The organism is Nocardioides sp. BGA-UO-ETr-FS32 (assembly GCF_059567905.1).
This window is the reverse complement of the sequence record NZ_JCAQOX010000017.1, coordinates 426,802-446,166: the sequence shown is the minus strand read 5'-3', so window position 1 is coordinate 446,166 and position 19,365 is coordinate 426,802. Positions and strand designations below refer to the sequence as shown.

Below are 19,365 nucleotides of genomic sequence, written 5' to 3'. Positions count from 1 at the left end.
TCAGGCGGCGAGCGCCAGGGCGTCGGGCCGGGCGACTCGGGTGGCGAGCTCGCGTACGCCCAGGTCGAGAGCGCCGGCGATGGCGTGGAGCATCTCCGACGACGGGTCCTTGAGCCCGCGCTCGACCTCGGAGAGGTACTGCATCGAGACGCCCGCCCGCCCGGCGACGTCGACCAGTCGCTCGCCGCGCTCCGTACGCTCGCGGTGCAGCTCTCGGCCGACGAGCTCGCGCCACAGGGGCTCGGGCGCCTCGACCGCCTCGCCGGCCGGTCGATCGGGGAACCGCAGGATCTCGCCCATGGACCGAACCTAGCCAGCCCGGTGGGCTGCCGCCCACCGGTTCTGCTGACAGCAGAACGACGGGTGTCTGAGCGGGTTAGTGTCGAGCGTGATCCGGACCGCGCTGCCGCTCCTGCTCCTCTCCACCGCGGTTGCGGCGACCCCGCTGCACACCGCGGCGACCGCGGCCGCTGCACCCGACCACACGCTGGTGGTCTCCGGCACCGGTGTCGCGACCTACCCGGCGTTCGACCCCGACGTGGAGCGCTACGCCGCCACCACCACCCCGGAGACCGCCGGGAGCCTGACGATCACGGCCACCACCACGGACCCGGCGGGCCGGATCTGGATCGACGGGGCGCCCGACCCGGACGGGACAGCCACCGTCACCGGCCTCGAGGACGGCGACGAGGTGGCCGTCTTCATCGACGACGCGGCCGGCCGGTCGGTCCACGCGGTGGTCTACCTGCCGCACGGGTTCCCCGCGCTGACGACGCCCGTCGCGTCGTCGCGAGCGACGCCGGGGCACGTGCTGATCACCCCCAACCGGTTCGCCAACGACAGCGACACCTACGAGGCGGCGGTCGACGCGCGCGGCGTCCCTGTCTTCGTGCACGCCAACCGCGACTCCGCCTCCCAGGACCTCAAGCCCACCGGCTTCGGTGGCTACACCGTCTTCCGCGACGACGTCAGCGGCGACGCTGCCGGCTCCCGGCTGGTCCAGCTGGACGAGGCCTTCGAGCCGGTCCGGGAGGTACGCAACATCGGCCTGACCACGGACGCCCACGACGCCATCCTCCGCGAGGACGGCAGTCGGATCATGGCGGCGTACGAGCGCGACCCGGCCAACCACGACCGGCAGGACGCCGTGCTCCAGGAAGTGGATGCCGCCGGCGAGGTGGTGCGCACCTGGAACTCCGCAGACCACTTCGCGCCGGTCGACCCGACGCTCACCGGGCCTGCCAGGGACGCCGCGATCGCCGCCACCGACACCATGAACCCGTTCGTCACCAATCCCACCACGGGCGCGGAGACCATGCGTCTGGACTACGCGCACATCAACAGCTGGGAGCTGGTGGACGGCGGCCAGAACCTGCTGCTCTCCTTCCGGCACACCAGCTCGGTGGTCAAGATCGCCTGGTCGGACGCCGAGGACCGCGTCGACGGCAGGGACTTCGGCGACGTCGTCTGGCGCCTCGGCGGCAAGTTCAGCGACTTCGACTTCGTCGACGACCCCTACGCCGGTCCGTGCGCCCAGCACACGGCGAGCCAGCTGGCCAACGGCAACATCCTGATCTTCGACAACGGATCGCCCTCGCCGACCAACGGCCTCTTCAACGACGCCGCGATGTGCCCGGACCCGGCGGACCCGGCCGGTGAACCCGTCGGTCGCCAGTTCACCCGGATCACGGAGTACGACCTGGACGCCGAGGCCGGGACCGCGCGCCTGGTGTGGGACTACACGCACCCGGTCGACGGCGGTGCCGAGTGGTTCGCCCTGTTCGCGGGCGGCGTCACCCGGCTCGACAACGGCAACACCCTGATCAGCTGGGCCTCGGCGAGGAAGGCCATGGTCACCGAGGTCGAGGCCGTGACCGACGAGGTGGTGTGGCAGCTCGAGGACGACCGCAGCCACGGCCTGTCCACGCCCTACTTCAGCTATCGCGCGGTCAAGCACCAGGTCGCCGACGCCATCGACCCCACCGTTCTCCTCGAGGCACCCGCCGACGGCTCGGTGCTCGACCTGGGCAGCACAGTGCGGGTCGCCCAGCAGTGCCGGGACCGGGGCGGCTCCTCCCTGCGGGAGTGCACCAGCACGGCGACCTCCGGCCTGCTGGACACCAGCCGGTCGGGACCGCTGACGCTGCAGGTGGTCGCCGTCGACGGCGCCGGGAACCGCACCGTCGTGACCCGTGGCTACACGGTCTCCGGACCTCCGTCCGTCCCGCCCGCTCCTCAGGCTCCCGCGGACCCAGCACGGCCGGACGCCGTGGTGCGCGCCCCGGGCGGGTCGTGGGTCGGCGACGGGCAGTACGCCGGGCGCCAGCGGGTGCGGACCACGCTGCGCCGGGCGAGCAGGACGGTGCGGGTGCGCCTGCAGAACGACGGCGGCACGGCGACCGACCTCCGGGTGCGGGGCACTTCTGGCAACCGTGCCGTCCGGGTGCGTTACTTCGTGGGCTCGGAGGACGTCACCCGCCAGGTACGCCGGGGGCGCCTCCGGCTCGAGGAGATGGCTGCGGGCGAGCAGGTCGTGCTGCGGGTGAAGGTCTTCCGGCGAGAAGCAGCCCGGTCCGGTGACAGGCTGAGGATCCGGGTGGGTGCCGTCGTCCCGGGCCGGCCCGACCTGGACGACGCGGTGCAGACGGTGGTCCGGGTCCGCGGTGGGCAACGCTGATCGAAGCCTGCGATCGGCCAGACGCCGACGGGCCATCCGGCCCACTAGCGAGGGGTCCTCCGGACCTGCCGCAACCGCGCGCACGGGGCCATCGTGGGTGACACCGACGAGCCCAGGAGGTCCCCATGTCCACCGACCAGTACATCCAGCACGACTGGCCACCCGCCGTCTTCGCGCTCATGCTCCTGGTGATGGCGGTGTTCGTCGTCATCGGCATGGGCGCGTTCCTGATCGGTGCCAACCGCGAGCTGCGCGGCTTCACCGCGCGCCACGCCGGCCCGGACGCAGAACAGCCCGGTCGGAACGACCGGGCTGTGTGACCTGCGCGCCTGTAGGGATTCGAACCCCAAACCTTCTGATCCGTAGTCAGATGCTCTATCCGTTGAGCTACAGGCGCCCGTCCGAGCGGGCCGACCGGCCTGCGAGGACTGGACGAGGATAGCCGACGTACTCAGGACGAGCGAAATCAGGGACCGGAGCGCGGCTGGGACCTTCGTCGCGCACTCGGGACCTCTGGCCCCCGCCGCAGCCCTTCACGGTGCCCTAGTGTGCCTAGCACCCGCACCGCGGCGAGGCACCGCCGCACAGACGAGAGGCAGCGCGATGGCAGATCTCGAGGCAGTCCTGGACGAAGCCGGGCTGACCAACCCGCAGGTCCGTGAGTTCGTCAAGGAGTACGCCGAGCTGACCGGCGCGGAGCACGTCGAGGTGGTCAACGCCTCCGACGACGCGCGGCTGCTCGAGGAGGCGGTCGCCGCCGGCGAGCTCCAGCGGGCCGGCGAGGGCCGCTACTACTCCCGCAGCTACTACAAGGACACCGCTCGCTCCGAGGAGCGCACGATCGTCGCGACCAACGACGAGAAGGACAGGGGCGTCTACAACAACTGGCGTCCGGCCTCGGAGATGAAGCCGATGCTCCACGACCGGATGCGCGGCGCGTCCGAGGGCAAGACGATGTACGTCATCCCCTACCTGATGGCCCCGGCCGGCAACCCGCTCGAGCCGTGGGCGGCCGGCGTCGAGCTGACCGACACCCGCACCGTCGTGCTCCACATGATCCGCATGGCGCGCGTCGGCGTGCAGTTCGTCAACGACCTCGAGGACCCGGACTCCTTCGTCCGTGCGGTCCACGTCACCGGCGACCTCGAGCACCTCGGGCAGGGCACGCCCGACGACCAGCGCTACTTCGTCACCGTCGCCGACGAGCGCACCATCCTGCACTTCGGCTCCTCCTACGGCGGCAACGCGCTGCTCGGCAAGATCGCGCACGGCCTGCGGCAGGGGGCGTACGACGGCTGGGCGAGCAGGAAGTTCCTCGCCGAGCAGTACATGCTCATCGGCATCCACGACAAGGAGACGGGCCGGACCTACCACGTCTGCGGTGGCTTCCCCAGCGCCTCCGGCAAGACCAACCTGGCGATGATGGCGGCGCCGGAGGCGCTCGGCGACCGCTACCACGTGTCGTTCTACGGCGACGACATCGCGTGGCTCTGGGTCGACGAGGAGTCCGGCCGGCTGATGGGGATGAACCCGGAGTACGGCGTGTTCGGCGTCGCCAAGGACACCAACGAGACGACCAACCCCAACGCACTGGCCTCCATCGAGGAGGGCACGCAGGCGATCTTCACCAACGTCGCCTACAACCCGACCACCGGCGAGGTCTGGTGGGAGGGCCGCACGCCGAAGCCGCCGACCAACGTCAAGGGCTGGCTCGACTGGACCGGCGCCCCACTGGCCGACCGCAAGGACAACGACACCGCCGCTTGGGCGCACCCCAACAGCCGCTTCACCACGACGCTCGACAACGTGCCCAACATCGCGCCCGACTACGACGCGCCGGCGGGGGTGCCGATCGACGCGATCATCTTCGGAGGCCGTACGCGCGACCGCGAGCCGCTGATCCGCGCGATCACCGACCTCGCCGAGGGCGTGTACGACGGGCTGACCCTGGGAGCCGAGGCGACCTTCGCCGCCGAGGGCGTCGACGGCCAGCTGCGCTACGACCCGATGTCGAACCGTCCGTTCATGGCCTACGGCGAGGGCGACTACGCGCGCCACTACCTCGACGTCGTCGGTGCGGCGAAGGAGCAGCCGATCTTCGCCCACGTCAACTGGTTCCAGAAGGACCCCGAGGACGGCCACTTCCTGTGGCCGGGCTACCGCGACAACCTGCGCCCGCTGCTCTGGCTGCTCCAGCTCAAGAACGGCGAGGTCGGCGGACGCCGTACGGCGGTCGGCATCATCCCGACCGAGGAGGAGCTGGACCTCACGGGCATGGACGTCCCGGTCGCGGACCTCGAGCGCATCCTCACCATCGACAAGGAGCGCTGGCAGCAGGAGATGGGCTTCCGTGAGGAGCACCTCACCCAGTTCGAGCGGATGCCCGAGGAGATCTGGGAGGCGCACCGCCGGGTGGCCGCCGACCTCGACGCCGAGGACTGATCAGGCCCCGTCGTGACCCGACCGCCACTAGGGTGGTCGGGTGCGACGTCCTGTCTCGGAGACCCCCGCACGAGGGTCCGGCCGCCCCGACCTGCGGCGCGGCACGCCCGCGCTCGCCTGGCCGTTCGGCATCGTGGCCGCGCTCGGCCTGTTCACCGTCCTCCTGCCGCCCTACGAGCGACCTTGGTGGGTGGTCGGTCTGGCCGCCCTCGCCCTGGTGTCCTCCGCGCTGGTCTTCGTGGCGAGCCGGCGCCGCAGTGAGCGGACCTGGCTGGACCCGCTGGCCGCCTACCTGCTCTTCCCCTTCGCCGGCCTCGTCAACGACGCCGCCGGGGCGGGGTCCGGAGGCTCGTCCTCGGGCATGACGGTGCTGCTCCTGCTGCCGATCCTGTGGCTGGCGATCACCGGCACCCCGCGTCAGCTCTGGATCGCGAGCGGCCTGTCCGTCGCCACCCTCGTGATCCCGGCCGTGTTCATCGGTCCGCCCGCCTACGTCGTGGGTGACTGGCGTCGAGCCCTCATGTGGGGTGCGGTCGCCGTCGTCATCGCCCCGATGCTCCAGCGCATCGTCCGCGACCTCGCGCGGCAGACCCGGCGCGCACGAACGGCCAGCGAGCGGGTCGAGCGGCTCTTCGACGACGCTCCGCACGGGGTGGCGCTCCTCGACTCCCAGGGCTCGATCATCCGAGTCAACGTGTCGATGGCGGTCCTGCTCGGACTCGAGCCGCCGGAGATGGTCGGGCACACCCTCGGCGCCTTCGAGACGCCCGGGGAGGACCGCATCCAGGACCACCTGGGCCGCCTGATGTCCAACCGCGGTGACTCCCTCGACGCCGAGTGCCTGCTGCGCGACTCGGGCGGCAACGACGTCCACGTGGCACTCAGCAGCACCGTCGTGGCAGATCCCGAGATGGGCCAGATCGTCATGGTCAACGTCGTCGACATGTCCGACCGTCGGCGCTACCTCGACCGGCTCGCCCACCTCGCCGACCACGACGTCCTCACCGGCCTGGCGAACCGGCGACGCTTCGACACCGAGCTGCAGCGCCACCTCGACCGGTGCCGGCGCCACGGCCCGGCCGGGGCCCTGCTGCTGCTCGACCTCGACAACTTCAAGCAGGTCAATGACTCGCTCGGGCACAACGCCGGCGACGAGCTGCTCGTCAACATCTCCGGGCTGCTGCGGCGGTCCATCCGCAACACCGACGTCGTGGCGCGCCTGGGCGGCGACGAGTTCGCGATCCTGCTCACCGACGGCGACCAGGCAGCCGCCCAGCGGGTGGCCGACCTCGTCGTCGAGCGCATCGGCGCCCACGCCTCGACCCTCGACGGCGTGGCGCGCCGGGTCACCGCGAGCATCGGCGCGGTCACCTTCCAGGCGGCATCCGAGCACGCCGCCGACATCCTCGCCCTCGCCGACATGACGATGTACGACGCCAAGGAGGCCGGCCGCAACCAGGCCGCGATCCTCCCGGAGGGCGACACCCGTGGCCCGCGGGCAGCCGCACGCCTGCAGTGGCAGAGCCGCATCGAGGACGCCCTCGAGCACGACCGCTTCGAGCTGCACCTCCAGCCGATCATGGACATCTCCGACGGACGGATCAGCTCGGCCGAGGTGCTCCTCCGGCTGCGCGACGACGACGAGCTCGTCCCGCCGTCACGGTTCGTCTACATCGCCGAACGGGTCGGGCTGATGCCCCAGGTCGACGCCTGGGTGGTCGACCACAGCCTCGAGTTGCTCGCCCGCCTGCGTCGCGACCACGACCCCCACTTCGAGCTGGAGGTCAACCTGTCGGGTCACTCCATCGGCAACCCCGAGATCGAGCGATCGATCGTCGACTCGCTCGCCCGGCACGACGTCGATCCCTCGGCGCTCATCCTGGAGATCACCGAGACCGCCGCGGTGGCCGACGTGGCCCTCGCCCGCGACTTCGCCGCGCGGATGACCGACCTCGGGTGCGCCTTCGCGCTCGACGACTTCGGCGCGGGGTTCGGGTCGTTCTACTACCTCAAGCACCTGTTCTTCGACTACGTGAAGATCGACGGCGAGTTCGTCGCGCACGTCCACGAGTCGGCGGTCGACCGCACCATCATGCGTTCGATCGTCGGCATCGCCCGCGACCTCGGCAAGCGGACCGTCGCCGAGTTCGTGTCGGACCCCCAGATCCTCGACGTGTGCCGCGAGGAGGGCGTCGACTTCGCCCAGGGCTACCTGATCGGCAGGCCGGTGCCCTACGACGAGTTCGTGGAGCAGTTCCTGCCGGCTGTCGTCGGGACGGCATCGCACGACTGACCGCGGCGGACCTGCCGTGGATCCAAGGAGGCTCGGGGACGACATGCAGTGGCTGCAGCGATCAGTGGGACTGGCGATCATCGGCACGGCTGCGCTGGGTGCGGTGGCGCTGTGGGTGGCCGTGGCCTCCAGCGACCCTGATGTCGGCCGCTCCCCGGACGAGGGCGTCCTCTTCGGCATCTGGCGCGTCTTCTACGACACCGAGATGCCGTCCCCCCGGGTGCTGCTCGCCGCGGTGGGCGTGGCCCTGCTGCTGGCCGCAGCCGTGGCCGGCCTCGAGCGTCGCCTGCTGACCCGGGCGCGTCGCAGCGAGGACGGCAACCGGATGCCGCTGGCCCCGAAGCTGGTCATGGCCGAGACCCGTGGCCAGTACGCCGGACCCGTCACCATCACCGTCCTCATCCCGGCCCACAACGAGGAGGGCTGCATCTCCCAGACCCTCGACTCGCTCCTCGCGCAGTCACCGCCGCCGACGCGGGTCGTGGTCGTCGCCGACAACTGCACCGACGGCACCGTACGGCTGGCTCGCGAGGCGGGCGTCGAGGTGTTCGAGACCGTGGACAACCGGCACAAGAAGGCCGGCGGCCTCAACCAGGCGCTGCGCGAGATCCTGCCGGGCCAGGGTGACAACGACTGCGTGATGGTGATGGACGCCGATACCACGCTGGACCCGGGGTTCCTTGCGGGGGCGACCCGGCGGCTCACCGACGACCGCGCACTGATGGCGGTCGGCGGCCTCTTCTACGGGGAGGACGGCCTGGGCCTGATCGGGCAGTTCCAGCGCAACGAGTACACCCGCTACCAGCGCGACCTGCGCCGCCGTCGCGGCCGCGTCTTCGTGCTGACCGGCACGGCGTCGGTGTTCCGGCCGCGCGCGCTGAGGGCGGTCGCCGAGGAGCGCGGCAAGATCCTGCCCGGCGTTCCCGGCGACGTCTACGACACGGTCGCCCTCACCGAGGACAACGAGCTGACCATCGCGCTCAAGACCCTCGGCGCGCTCATGGTCTCCCCACGCGAGTGCACGGTCGTCACCGAGGTGATGCCGTCGTGGAGCGCGCTGTGGGCCCAGCGCCTGCGGTGGCAGCGCGGTGCGCTCGAGAACCTCGGTGCGTACGGCCTGCGCCCCCAGACCTTCCGCTACTGGATGCAGCAGCTCGGCATCGGCTACGGCGTCATCGCGCTGGGCTCCTACCTGCTCCTCATCGTCCTGATGGTGCTGGCGACGTCGACCTGGGTGTGGTTCCCGTTCTGGATCGGCATCGGCCTGGTCTTCACCCTCGAGCGCGTGGTCACCGTGTGGCGCGGGGGCTGGAAGGCCCGGCTGCTCGCGCTCTCGCTCTTCCCGGAGCTCTTCTACGCGATGTTCCTCAACGTCGTCTACGTCAAGGGCATCTGGGACCTCACGCTGGCCCGCGAGGCGGACTGGAAGCACATCGTCCAGCCCGACTCCGGTGCACGGACGGGAGTCTGAGGTGGTCACTCTCACCGCAGCAGTCGTGCCGATGGGCGTCCTGCTCCCCGACAGCATCCTCCGCAACGAGCTCATCGCCGTCCTCGCGGCCTTCGTGGCGATCAACACGATCGTCTACGTGACCCTCGCCGTGGCGAAGATCCTGCCGAAGCTCTACCTGCGCGACCACCTCAGCGCCCGCAACCGACGCTCGGAGACGCGCAGCATCGACCCGGACGCACCGATCTGACGCCGAGCGCTCTCGCCCCTACGAAAGGACACTCCGGCGAGTGATTAGGTAATGCCTATCAACTCACTGTACTTTGGTGACATCGTCCTGTTCCCTGCGGAGGAGTCACCGTGCAGAAGCTCGTCATGTTCGCCCTCGTGGGCGTCGCCGCCCAGCTCGTCGACGGCAGCCTCGGGATGGCGTACGGCGTCACCTCGACCACCCTGCTGCTCATGATCGGCACCAACCCGGCGATGGCCTCGGCGATGGTGCAGCTCGCCCAGCTCGGCACGACCGCGGCGTCGGGCATCGCCCACCACTCCTTCGGCAACGTCGACTGGCGCGTCGTCCGCACGATCGCGCTCCCGGGCGCGATCGGCGCGTTCGTCGGCGCCACGCTGCTCGTCAACATGCCGGTCGACCTGGCCAAGGTCGTCATGTCCGTGCTGCTGCTCGCCCTCGGCTCCTACCTCCTGGTGCGCTTCACGGTGAAGGGCTTCGACTCCAGCCGCGTCGGCCAGCCGGTCGGACGCAGGTTCCTGGTGCCGCTCGGCGGCGTGGCCGGCTTCGTCGACGCGACCGCGGGCGGCGGCTGGGGCCCCATCGGCACTCCGGCGTTGCTCGCCAACGGCCGGATGGAGCCCCGCAAGGTCATCGGCTCGGTCAGCACCTCGGAGTTCGTGGTCACCCTCGCCGCCTCGGTCGGCTTCCTCGCCGCCCTCGGCTTCGCCGGCATCCAGTGGCAGATCGTCGTCGGCCTGCTGATCGGTGGCGTGGTCGTGGCTCCCTTCGCCGCCATGCTGGTCAAGGTCATCCCGGCGCGGATGCTCGGCTCCCTGGTCGGTGGCCTGATCGTGCTGACCAACACCCGTACGCTCGTCAACGCCGACCTGGTCACCGTGCCCGGCGCAGTCGCCATCGGCCTCTACCTCACGATCGCCGCGGTCTGGGGCCTCGCAGTGAGCCACTCGTGGCGCGCCCACAAGGCCGACACCGCCGAGCTCGCGGGGACGCGCGAGAGCGTCGTGGCCTGACCCGGCCGGCGTTTCTTCTGCCGGGAATCGACGGAAGTCGGCGTACCGGAAGGTAGCGAGACCCGCGTCACACGTCTGTGATCGATCCAATATGTGCGGCCATTCACTCGGGCTAGCGTCCCCGCAAGTCGCCGACAACGAGGCCGCGCGAACCAGCCGCTACGCACGCTGAAGGAAACGGTCATGACCGCAACGATCGACACCCAGACGACCCCGCCGACCACCCACTCGGGCATCCTCGCCTGGGTCACCGAGGTCGCCGAGCTGACCCAGCCCGCCTCGATCCAGTGGTGCACCGGCTCCGACGAGGAGTGGGCGCAGCTCACCGCCTCCCTCGAGGCGAGCGGGACGTTCACCCGCCTCAACCCCGAGGTCATGCCCAACTCGTTCCACGCGGCCTCCGACCCCACCGACGTGGCCCGCGTCGAGGACCGCACCTACATCTGCTCGGTCGCCGAGCGCGACGCCGGACCCACCAACAACTGGATGGACCCGGAGAAGATGAAGGAGCTCATGCGCGGGCTCTACGCCGGGTGCATGCGCGGCCGCACGATGTACGTCATCCCGTTCGTGATGGGTCACCTCGACGCCGAGCAGCCGATGTTCGGCATCGAGATCACCGACTCCGCCTACGTCACCGTCTCGATGCGCGTGATGGCTCGCATGGGCACCGACGTGCTGCGTCGGATCGAGGAGCTCGAGGCCGCCGGTGACGACCCCCAGTGGGTCCCCGCCCTCCACTCCGTCGGCATGCCGCTCGAGCCCGGCCAGGCCGACGTCGCGTGGCCGTGCAACGACACCAAGTACATCGTGCAGTTCCCCGAGGAGCGGATGATCTGGAGCTTCGGCTCCGGCTACGGCGGCAACGCCCTGCTCGGCAAGAAGTGCTACGCGCTGCGCATCGCCTCGGTGATGGCGCGCGACGAGGGCTGGCTCGCCGAGCACATGCTGATCCTCAAGCTCACCTCGCCCCAGGGCGTCACCAAGTACGTCGCCGCCGCCTTCCCGAGTGCGTGCGGCAAGACCAACCTGGCCATGCTCAAGCCGACGATCCCCGGCTGGAAGGTCGAGGCCATCGGCGACGACATCGCCTGGATGCGCATCGGTGAGGACGGCCGCCTGTGGGCGGTCAACCCCGAGTTCGGCTTCTTCGGCGTGGCTCCCGGCACCAACGAGCACACCAACCCCCACGCGATGGAGACCATCCGCAAGGGCAACTCGGTCTTCACCAACGTGGCGCTCACCCCCGACGGCAACGTCTGGTGGGAGGGCCTGGAGAACACGCCGGCCGAGGCCACCAGCTGGAAGGGCGAGCGCTGGACCCCGGAGCTGGCCGAGGAGACCGGCGAGCTGTCCAGCCACGCCAACAGCCGCTACTGCACCCCGATCAAGCAGTGCTCGATCCTCGCCGACGAGTACGACGACCCGCGCGGCGTGCCGATCGACGCGATCCTCTTCGGTGGCCGTCGCAAGACCACGATCCCGCTGGTGACCGAGGCCCGCGACTGGAACCACGGCACCTTCATGGGCGCCACCCTCTCCTCCGAGACCACCGCTGCCGCGGTCGGCGCGGTCGGCGTGGTGCGCCGCGACCCGATGGCGATGCTGCCGTTCATCGGCTACAACGCCGGCGACTACTTCGGCCACTGGGTCGGCATCGGCAAGGACAACGACGCCGCCAAGCTGCCGAAGATCTTCTACGTCAACTGGTTCCGCCGCGGTGACGACGGCGGCTTCCTGTGGCCGGGCTTCGGCGAGAACAGCCGCGTGCTCAAGTGGGTCATCGAGCGCATCGACGGCCAGGCGGCCGCGGTCGAGACCCCGATCGGTCACGTCCCCGCGCCGGGGTCGCTCGACATCGACGGGCTCGACCTGTCCGAGGACGAGCTCGCGCAGGCCCTCGCCGTCGACGCGGAGGAGTGGAAGGCCGAGCTGCCGCAGATCGAGGAGTGGTTCGCGAAGTTCGGCGACGACCTCCCCGCCGTGCTCTGGAGCGAGCTCGACACCCTGAAGGCACGCCTCGGCGCCTGATCGCCGGCACGTCACGTGCCAGGACCCGCCCCTCCGGTCGTACGAGGAGGGGCGGGTCCTGCGGATTTCGTGGCCGGGTGACGTCGGCGCATGTGGCACCATCCTCCCGACGGGGACGTCGGAGGAGCGAGAGGATGTGCCATGCCCCTGGGGCAGCAGGAGCGGATCGTCTTCGAGGAGCAGTCGACTCCCCTCTACGAGGAGATCGTCGCCTCCGGGGGCATCGACGCGACGGACAGGCGCATCGCGGCGCGGGGCGAGCTGCACGCCGCCTTCGAGCTGCTCGTCGACGTCGGTTTGGTGTCCCGCAGCGACGACGGCCTCACGTGGCGCGCCGTGGACCCGGCGGCCGTCCAGGCGCAGGTGGTGGCCCCGCTCGGCCAGCGGGGCGCCGAGCTGATCGCCGAGTCGGCCCACTGGGCCCAGGCGTTCATCACGCTGTCGCACGCGTGGCGGCGCTCGCCGAGCGCCGTCGGCGGGCCGTTCGCGGAGATCCGCGGTGAGACCATCGCCCACTTCCTCGCGTCGATGGTGAGTGACGCCGAGGAGGAGCTGCTCACCGCACAGCCCCAGGACCGGCGAGGCGTCAAGCAGCTCGGCGAGGCCGGTGCCCGCGAGATCGCCGCCCTCCGGCGCGGGGTCAAGATGCGTACGCTCTACCAGCACGCGGCACGGCGCGGCGCCGACACCCGCAAGTACGTCTCCGCGGTGACCGCCGAGGGGGCCGAGGTCCGCACGCTCGACGAGTTCTTCAACCGTCTGATCGTGGTCGACCGCCGGATCGCCATCATCCCCAGCCACCAAGGCCTCAACGTCGCCATGGTGATCAGCGAGCCGTCCATGGTGGGCTACCTCGTCGACATGTTCGAGCGCCACTGGGAGCGCGCCAGGCCGTTCACGAGCAGCGAGACCTCGCTGATGCGCGACATCGCCGCCGAGCAGCGTGCGATGACGATCCGGATGCTCCTCGAGGGGCGTGCGGACCCGGCCGGCGCCAAGCGCCTCGGGGTCAGCCCGCGTACCTACGCCGCCTACGTCGCCGACCTGAAGAACGAGTTCGAGGTGGAGACGCGCTTCCAGCTCGGCTACGAGATGGGCAAGCGCGGCATCTCCGGCCGCGAGACCGACGCCACGGCCGACTGACGGCGGCGTCGCCCGCCGTCACGCCGGCCGGTCGGAGAAAAGGGACGAGGGCAGCAGCTCCGAAAAGCTGCTGCCCTCGCTGCCGGGACTCGCCTGTGGGGGAGGCTGCCGGACCAAACTCGTGGGGGGTTGAGGGGTCCGGGTCCCGGCACTTTCACTGCGTGCACATCATGGCACGTCCGATCAGCGGAAGTTCTTCTTGTAGCCCCACGTGGTGTCCATGGACTGCGTGCTGGCGCCCTTGACCTTGTAGCCCCACGTGGTGTCGGCGTTGGCAGGGCCGGCCCCGATGCCGACGAATCCGAGCCCGAGCGCGGCCACGAGGGCGGCGGCGGCGATGCGGCGTACAGGGGTCATTGCTCTTCACCTCAGGTTGTGTCACAGGGGATGACCAGATGATTGTCTCCCACCTCCGCAGCCACGTCGCGCCGATGCGACTGCAGGTCTGTGCATTGCAGGTTCCTGCAAATGCAGGCGGGGGACCGATGTCGGCCCCCTCCCGCGAGAGGGGGCCGATCGGGGCGGAGGCGGAGGGATTTGAACCCTCGATGGGGTTTTAGCCCCAAACCCGCTTAGCAGGCGGGCGCCATAGACCGGACTAGGCGACGCCTCCATGCCCGTCGAGTGCCGGGCGCACAGAAGGTTACAAGGCGCGGCGGGTCCGCGCCGAATCAGGTCACCACTTGCGCAGGCCGTGGCCGCGCTGGAGGTGCTCCTGGATGTCACGCACGAATGCCTCGCGGTCGACCGCGAGCATCTCGACGGGGATCGTTGTGGTGCGGCCGTCACGCAGGCGCAGCACGACGACGGGTGCGTCGGCGATCGTGGTGGTGACGGCGTCCTCGACGTCCTTCCAGCGGCCTGTGGCCGCGCCGACCCCGCGTACCCATTGCACCCGGTAGCCCTCGGCGGTGAGCCGCACGACCCAGCCCTTCTGCCGCCAGGTCCACCAGGTCGCGGTCAGCAGCACCACCGTGAGGAGCACGGGCACCAGCAGGAACACGGTGTGCAGGTCGAGGACCGCGATCGCCAGCGTGCTTACCAGGATCAACGCGGCGACGGCGACCAGCACGACGCCCAGCAGGCGCGCGGCGATGGCCGGGGCGAGGCGGTGGACGGTGGCTGGCTCGGTCGTCACGCCGAGATTTCATCACGCGCAGGTGCGGTCGGCCCGGTTGGGTAGAGTCCCGCGGTGTGCGGCGCCCCGGCGCCGTACGAGGAGGGGTGCCGGAGCGGCCGATCGGAACCGCCTTGAAAGCGGTCGTAGGGAGACCTACCGCGGGTTCGAATCCCGCCCCCTCTGCAGAGCATGAGCGAAGCGAAGGCTCCGCAGAGGCATCTTGAACCTCAGCGAAGCGACCCGCGGGGGCGTCGGACGGGTGTGGCGGCTGCTGAGGCCTTCGCGCAGCGAAGGCCTCAGCAGGGGCTGCTTGCACCTCAGCCCGGACGGGCACGAACCGCCCGGTCAGCGGCCCGGACGGGCACGAACCGCCCGGTCAGCGGCCCGGACGGGCACCAACCGCCCGGTGGGCGGGCCGTAGGCTCGACCCGTGACGACGACCTGGTTCGCCTCCGCCGACGACGCGACCACCCGCCTGCGCGAGGCCGGCTACCTCACCGACGACGCGACGGCGCTCACGGCCTACCTCGCGGGCGCGCTGGAGAAGCCGCTGCTGGTCGAGGGCCCGGCCGGGGTCGGCAAGACCGAGCTGGCCAAGGCGGTGGCGCGGGCGACGGGCGCGGAGCTGGTGCGGCTGCAGTGCTACGAGGGGCTCGACGAGGCGCGCGCTCTCTACGAGTGGAACTACAAGAAGCAGCTGCTGCGCATCCAGTCGTCCCAGGGCCACGACGCCACCTGGAGCGAGACGCACGACGACATCTTCACCGAGGAGTTCCTGCTCACCCGGCCGCTGCTCAGCGCCATCCGGCGCGACGAGCCGACGGTCCTGCTGGTCGACGAGGTCGACAAGACCGACGTCGAGGTCGAGGGCCTGCTGCTCGAGGTGCTCAGCGACTTCCAGGTCACCATCCCCGAGCTCGGCACGGTCAGCGCCACGCGGCGTCCCTTCGTCGTGCTCACCTCCAACGCCAGCCGCGAGCTCTCGGAGGCGGTGAAGCGTCGCTGCCTGTTCCTGCACCTCGGCTATCCCGACGCCGAGCGCGAGCGGGCGATCGTCACCAGCCAGGTCCCCGGCCTCGACGACCGGGTCGTCGCCCAGCTCGTCGACGTCGTCGTACGCCTGCGCGAGCTCGAGCTCAAGAAGGCGCCGTCGATCGCGGAGTCGGTCGACTGGGCCCGCACGCTGGTCGCCCTGGAGATCGGCGACCTGGACGAGGCCACTGTCGCCCGCACTCTGGGGGTCGTGCTCAAGCACGCCTCCGACCAGCAGCGGGCCGTCAAGGAGCTCAAGCTGGCCCTCTCATGACTCTGCTCGACACCCACATCGGCTTCGTGGAGGCGCTGCGCTCCGCCGGGCTGTCGGTGTCGCTCGCCGAGGGTCTCGACGCCATCAGCGCGCTCGAGAAGGTGCAGTGGCACGACCGCGAGACCGTACGCGCCGCGTACGCCGCGACCCTGGTGAAGCGGCAGCCCCAGCGGGTCACCTTCGACGCCGTCTTCGACATCTGGTTCCCGCGGCTCATCGGCAGCGGGGTCGCCGGGGACGGGCTCGAGCCGGTCGCCGGCCCGCAGGACACCGGTCCGCAGCTGGAACGCTTCCGGGAGGCGCTCGCCGACGCCCTGGCCGCCGGCGACGTGCAGGCGCTGCAGGACCTCGCGGTCGAGGCGGTGGCGCGGTTCGGCGCGATGCCGGGCCGGGGGCCGGGCCTGTCGAGCTGGTCGGCCTACACGTCGCTCCAGCGGGTCTCGCCGGGCGAGCTGATGGAGCGCCTGGTGCGCGGGCTCCTGGCCGACGGGATGGATCCCGACCAGGCCGAGCGGACCGCGGGGCGACGCATCGGCGACTTCACCCGACTCGTCGAGGGGGACGCCCGCCGGCGGATCGCGGAGGAGAAGGGCCCCGAGCACGTGGCCGGCGTGACGGTCCGCCCGACCATCGACCGCCTCGACTTCACCGCGGCCCGGCGCAGCGACCTCGAGGAGATGCGGCGCGAGATCTATCCCCTCGCTCGCCGGCTCGCGGCCCGGCTCACCAAGGAGCAGCACGCGCGGCGACGCGGACCCCTCGACGTACGCCGCACCGTCCGCGCCTCGATCGCGACGGGCGGGGTGCCCCTCGAGACCCACCACAGGCCCAGGCGGCCGCACCGCACCGACTTGGTGGTGCTGTGCGACGTGAGCGGCTCGGTCGCCAACTTCGCGCAGTTCACCCTCATGCTGGTGTTCGCGTTGCGGGAGGCCTTCAGCGGCGTCCGTGCCTTCACCTTCGTCGACGACGTCGTCGAGGTGAGCGACACCTTCCGGCCCGGCGCCGACGTGGTCGAGGTGATGGAGTCACTGGCGGCGAGCATCTCGCAGGCGGCGCTGTGGGGACGCACCAACTACGGCAGGGCGCTGACCCGCTTCGCCGAGGAGCACGGCGACGCGATCGGGCCGCGGTCGTCCCTGCTCGTGCTGGGCGACGGGCGGTCCAACTACAGCGACCTCGCCCTGCCCGTCCTGGCGGACCTCGCCGGCCGCGCGCGGCACGCCTGGTGGCTCAACCCGGAGCACCCGCGCCACTGGGGCACGGGGGACAGCGCGGCCGACCGGTACGGCGAGGTGGTGCCGATGATCGAGTGCCGCAACCTCGCCCAGCTCGGCGAGTTCGTGCACGAGGTCGTCCAGCCTCACCCGGCCAGGTAGCCGAGGTCCTGCATCCGGGTGATCTCGGCGCGCAGCTCGGGGTGCTCCGCGGTGTCGGCCGCCTTCGCCCCGGCGACGTAGAGGGGCGTGCCCTCCGCCTCGCCGCCGTCGAAGACGACCGTGAGCCGGTTGGCGGTCCGGGCGTTGATCAGCGAGCCGAGCAGCGCGACGGGGTCGGAGCGGTCCTCCAGCGACAGCACGCGGGTGGCCTCGGGGATGCGCGGGACCTGGGCCGACGGGGCGCCGGCCGTGACGACCTGGTCGACGACGAAGCGGTCGGACGTGGCGGTCGCGGCGATCTCGGCGGCGATCGTGCCCCCCGCGGCCGAGCCGACGAGCATCACCCGGGCGTCGTCCTCGGTGACGGCCTGCTCGATCGCGCGGATGACGTGGTCCGTCGAGGTCGTCGGGTCGGCACCGACGAGACGCAGGCGCCCGGGCTCGTGGCCGAGCGTGCCGGGCAGGTAGGCGATGTAGCGACCGGTGCCGACCCGTTGCACGCTGATCCGTCGGTCCTCGGCCAGCAGGTTGGCCATCAGCTCCTCCAGCGAGCGCGGCGCGGCGCCGGAGTGGGTGCCGACCTCGGCCTCGGGCTGGCTGGCCTCGACGAAGGAGCCGGCGGAGTCGCGGAAGGCGGAGATGGCGTCGGTGCCGAACGGCTCGACGCCGATCGCGCGCAGGCCGCCGCGCGCGGCGTGGCTGGCCTGGTCGGAGGCCAGCACGCCCGCGGTGAGCAGCGAGCGCATGTGCAGGCCGTCGAGCAGACCACCGCCGCCGGAGAGGTGGTCCATCAGGTCGGGGTTGTTCTCGGCGAGCTCGTTGAGGTAGGCGGTGACGCCGTCGCGGTCGAGCGTGTCGGTCTCGATGAGGCCGGCACTCACGATCGCGCCGCCGAGGGCGACCTCGGGTGCGAGGTAGCCGATGGCGCGACCGGCGATGGAGCCGAGGGTCTTGTAGGCGGCCTCCTGGAGCTCGTCGATCCAGCGGTAGGTCAGGACCGTCGCGCGGACGACGAGGGCGTCCGCGTCGAGCTCGACGGACCGGGTGAGGAGTCCGTGCTTGCCGGTGGTGGCGGCGCGGATGTCCTCCTCCGCCTGGCCCCACGTCGCCTTCGACAGCTCGCCGGAGTCCACCACGTCGTCGTCGCCGAGGATCTCGGTGCCGAGCCGGGCCCGGGTGCGCATCTCGTTGCCCGAGGAGTCGAAGAGGTCGGCCAGCGCCAGCATCTGGTCGTACTTGTCGGCGGCGACGCTCGCCGATGCGTCCTCCGGGGCGTCGGCGTCGTGGGTGCGGGGGATGTCGAGGTCGCTCATGACGACGGCTCCTCTCGGAGGGCGACCTGGGCCAGCACGGGCGCGAGCTCGGTGGCCAGGTCGTCGGGGTCCACCCGTACGACGGCGACGCGGGCGACGTCGTCGTGGCGGGGGGTCAGGGAGTGCCAGCCGTCCTTGAGCAGCACCCACGACACGACGCCGACCGACGTCGTGGCGCGGTCGGAGACCTCGGCGGCGAGGATGCGCATGCGCCCGCGGCTCTCGGCGTGCACCGCCGACACGGCGGCGGCAGCCTCGGCGTCACCGAGCTCGTCGCCGTCGGCGACGACCGCGCCCCCCGACTGGCCGACCAGCACCGGGACGAGGTCGGAGCGGCCCGACCGCAGGGCCTCCCCGACGGCGTCGGCGAGGGCGTAGGGGACGTCGAGGACCTGCGGCACGTGGGAGGGGCCGATGGGCAGGTCCTCCGGAGGGGCGGTGACGCGGGCGAGCTCGGTGGTCCACTGCTCGACGGGGAACCAGGCGAGCTCGAAGACGATGCCGTCGCACGTGGACAGGCTCGCGACGGCGCTGCCGGCCTGGCGATGCCAGGCCTTCACCTGGGTCGCGCCCGCGGCGACGTCGATGTCGAGCGCGAGCCGGGGCGTCGCCAGCAGGCCGACCGCGCCCACGACGCCCGGGTCGGCGCCGTCGTCGGTCACGAGGCCGCGGCGCCGCAGCGTCTCGTCGGGGTCGTGCAGCGTGCTGAGCGCGTCGGAGTAGGCGGTGTCCTCGACGGCACCGCGACCCTGGCCGAGGCGACCCGACAGCGAACCGGCGCTGCTGGCCTCGTCGGCGTCGGGCAGCACGTCGAACGGCAGGGGCGCGCCGCCGGCGAGCTCGGCCACGAGCCGCAGCTCGGGCAGGGTGAGGGCCAGGCGCCGGGCCATGCCGTCCAGCAAGCTGGTCGGCGGCGCGGGCGGCGTGGTCAGGTCGATGGTCACCATG

The 19,365-nt window shown here is 71.3% G+C and carries 16 protein-coding genes and 3 tRNA genes; 12 read left to right on the top strand and 7 right to left on the bottom strand.

Features of this window, described 5'->3' with window-relative positions:
- Positions 1–300 carry a helix-turn-helix domain-containing protein gene (locus AC57BS_RS22295; protein WP_496413637.1) on the bottom strand — a complete coding sequence of 100 codons (300 nt, stop codon included), beginning with the start codon at positions 298–300 and terminating at the stop codon, positions 1–3.
- A gap of 88 nt (positions 301–388) precedes the next feature.
- Here AC57BS_RS22295 and AC57BS_RS22290 point away from each other — a divergent pair, with 88 nt between their 5' ends.
- Together AC57BS_RS22290 and AC57BS_RS22285 are read left to right on the top strand one after the other, a co-directional pair.
- Positions 389–2,677 carry an aryl-sulfate sulfotransferase gene (locus AC57BS_RS22290; protein ID WP_496413636.1) on the top strand — a complete coding sequence of 763 codons (2,289 nt, stop codon included), beginning with the start codon at positions 389–391 and terminating at the stop codon, positions 2,675–2,677.
- 125 nt (positions 2,678–2,802) lie between these two features.
- Positions 2,803–2,997, top strand: a complete 195-nt coding sequence (locus AC57BS_RS22285; RefSeq protein WP_496413635.1) for a hypothetical protein — start codon at positions 2,803–2,805, stop codon at positions 2,995–2,997.
- A gap of 4 nt (positions 2,998–3,001) precedes the next feature.
- Here the strand turns inward: AC57BS_RS22285 and AC57BS_RS22280 are convergent.
- Positions 3,002–3,074 (bottom strand) — tRNA-Arg (locus AC57BS_RS22280).
- Positions 3,075–3,280: 206 nt separating this feature from the next.
- Between AC57BS_RS22280 and AC57BS_RS22275 the strand changes: the two genes are divergently transcribed.
- The 7 genes from AC57BS_RS22275 to AC57BS_RS22245 all read left to right on the top strand — a co-directional run bounded on the left by AC57BS_RS22275 (position 3,281) and on the right by AC57BS_RS22245 (position 13,299).
- Positions 3,281–5,119, top strand: coding sequence for a phosphoenolpyruvate carboxykinase (GTP) (locus AC57BS_RS22275; RefSeq protein ID WP_496413634.1), 1,839 nt, complete (start codon positions 3,281–3,283; stop codon positions 5,117–5,119).
- Between the two features lie 40 nt (positions 5,120–5,159).
- Positions 5,160–7,412: a putative bifunctional diguanylate cyclase/phosphodiesterase gene (locus AC57BS_RS22270; RefSeq protein WP_496413633.1), complete on the top strand. Its 2,253-nt coding sequence runs from the start codon at positions 5,160–5,162 to the stop codon at positions 7,410–7,412.
- A 43-nt stretch (positions 7,413–7,455) separates the two neighbouring features.
- A complete protein-coding gene (locus tag AC57BS_RS22265; RefSeq protein ID WP_496413632.1) occupies positions 7,456–8,883 on the top strand; it encodes a glycosyltransferase family 2 protein in 1,428 nt (475 codons plus the stop codon).
- Position 8,884: 1 nt separating this feature from the next.
- Positions 8,885–9,112: a hypothetical protein gene (locus AC57BS_RS22260; RefSeq protein ID WP_496413631.1), complete on the top strand. Its 228-nt coding sequence runs from the start codon at positions 8,885–8,887 to the stop codon at positions 9,110–9,112.
- A 110-nt stretch (positions 9,113–9,222) separates the two neighbouring features.
- Complete coding sequence (locus AC57BS_RS22255; protein WP_496413630.1) at positions 9,223–10,125, top strand: sulfite exporter TauE/SafE family protein; 903 nt, start codon at positions 9,223–9,225, stop codon at positions 10,123–10,125.
- 183 nt (positions 10,126–10,308) lie between these two features.
- Positions 10,309–12,156: a phosphoenolpyruvate carboxykinase (GTP) gene (locus tag AC57BS_RS22250; protein WP_496413629.1), complete on the top strand. Its 1,848-nt coding sequence runs from the start codon at positions 10,309–10,311 to the stop codon at positions 12,154–12,156.
- Between the two features lie 141 nt (positions 12,157–12,297).
- Complete coding sequence (locus tag AC57BS_RS22245; RefSeq protein ID WP_496413628.1) at positions 12,298–13,299, top strand: TrmB family transcriptional regulator; 1,002 nt, start codon at positions 12,298–12,300, stop codon at positions 13,297–13,299.
- Between the two features lie 183 nt (positions 13,300–13,482).
- Here the strand turns inward: AC57BS_RS22245 and AC57BS_RS22240 are convergent, their stop codons facing one another.
- The 3 genes from AC57BS_RS22240 to AC57BS_RS22230 all read right to left on the bottom strand — a co-directional run bounded on the left by AC57BS_RS22240 (position 13,483) and on the right by AC57BS_RS22230 (position 14,437).
- Positions 13,483–13,656, bottom strand: coding sequence for a hypothetical protein (locus tag AC57BS_RS22240; RefSeq protein ID WP_496413627.1), 174 nt, complete (start codon positions 13,654–13,656; stop codon positions 13,483–13,485).
- A 165-nt stretch (positions 13,657–13,821) separates the two neighbouring features.
- A tRNA-Ser gene (locus tag AC57BS_RS22235) sits at positions 13,822–13,912 on the bottom strand.
- A gap of 63 nt (positions 13,913–13,975) precedes the next feature.
- Positions 13,976–14,437, bottom strand: coding sequence for a hypothetical protein (locus tag AC57BS_RS22230; protein WP_496413626.1), 462 nt, complete (start codon positions 14,435–14,437; stop codon positions 13,976–13,978).
- An 80-nt stretch (positions 14,438–14,517) separates the two neighbouring features.
- Here AC57BS_RS22230 and AC57BS_RS22225 point away from each other — a divergent pair.
- The 3 genes from AC57BS_RS22225 (at position 14,518) to AC57BS_RS22215 (ending at position 17,104) form a co-directional block, all read left to right on the top strand.
- Positions 14,518–14,602: transfer RNA gene (locus tag AC57BS_RS22225), tRNA-Ser, on the top strand.
- Between the two features lie 247 nt (positions 14,603–14,849).
- Positions 14,850–15,725 carry an AAA family ATPase gene (locus AC57BS_RS22220; RefSeq protein WP_496413625.1) on the top strand — a complete coding sequence of 292 codons (876 nt, stop codon included), beginning with the start codon at positions 14,850–14,852 and terminating at the stop codon, positions 15,723–15,725.
- Positions 15,722–17,104, top strand: a complete 1,383-nt coding sequence (locus AC57BS_RS22215) for a vWA domain-containing protein (protein WP_496413624.1) — start codon at positions 15,722–15,724, stop codon at positions 17,102–17,104. Before AC57BS_RS22220 ends, AC57BS_RS22215 begins: the two co-directional genes overlap by 4 nt.
- Here the strand turns inward: AC57BS_RS22215 and AC57BS_RS22210 are convergent.
- Both AC57BS_RS22210 and AC57BS_RS22205 read right to left on the bottom strand, forming a co-directional pair.
- Complete coding sequence (locus tag AC57BS_RS22210; RefSeq protein ID WP_496413623.1) at positions 17,089–18,417, bottom strand: hypothetical protein; 1,329 nt, start codon at positions 18,415–18,417, stop codon at positions 17,089–17,091. The two genes, AC57BS_RS22215 and AC57BS_RS22210, sit on opposite strands and share 16 nt — an antisense overlap.
- A complete protein-coding gene (locus tag AC57BS_RS22205) occupies positions 18,414–19,364 on the bottom strand; it encodes a hypothetical protein (RefSeq protein WP_496413622.1) in 951 nt (316 codons plus the stop codon). Before AC57BS_RS22205 ends, AC57BS_RS22210 begins: the two co-directional genes overlap by 4 nt.
- Between the last annotated feature and the right edge of the window lies 1 nt (position 19,365).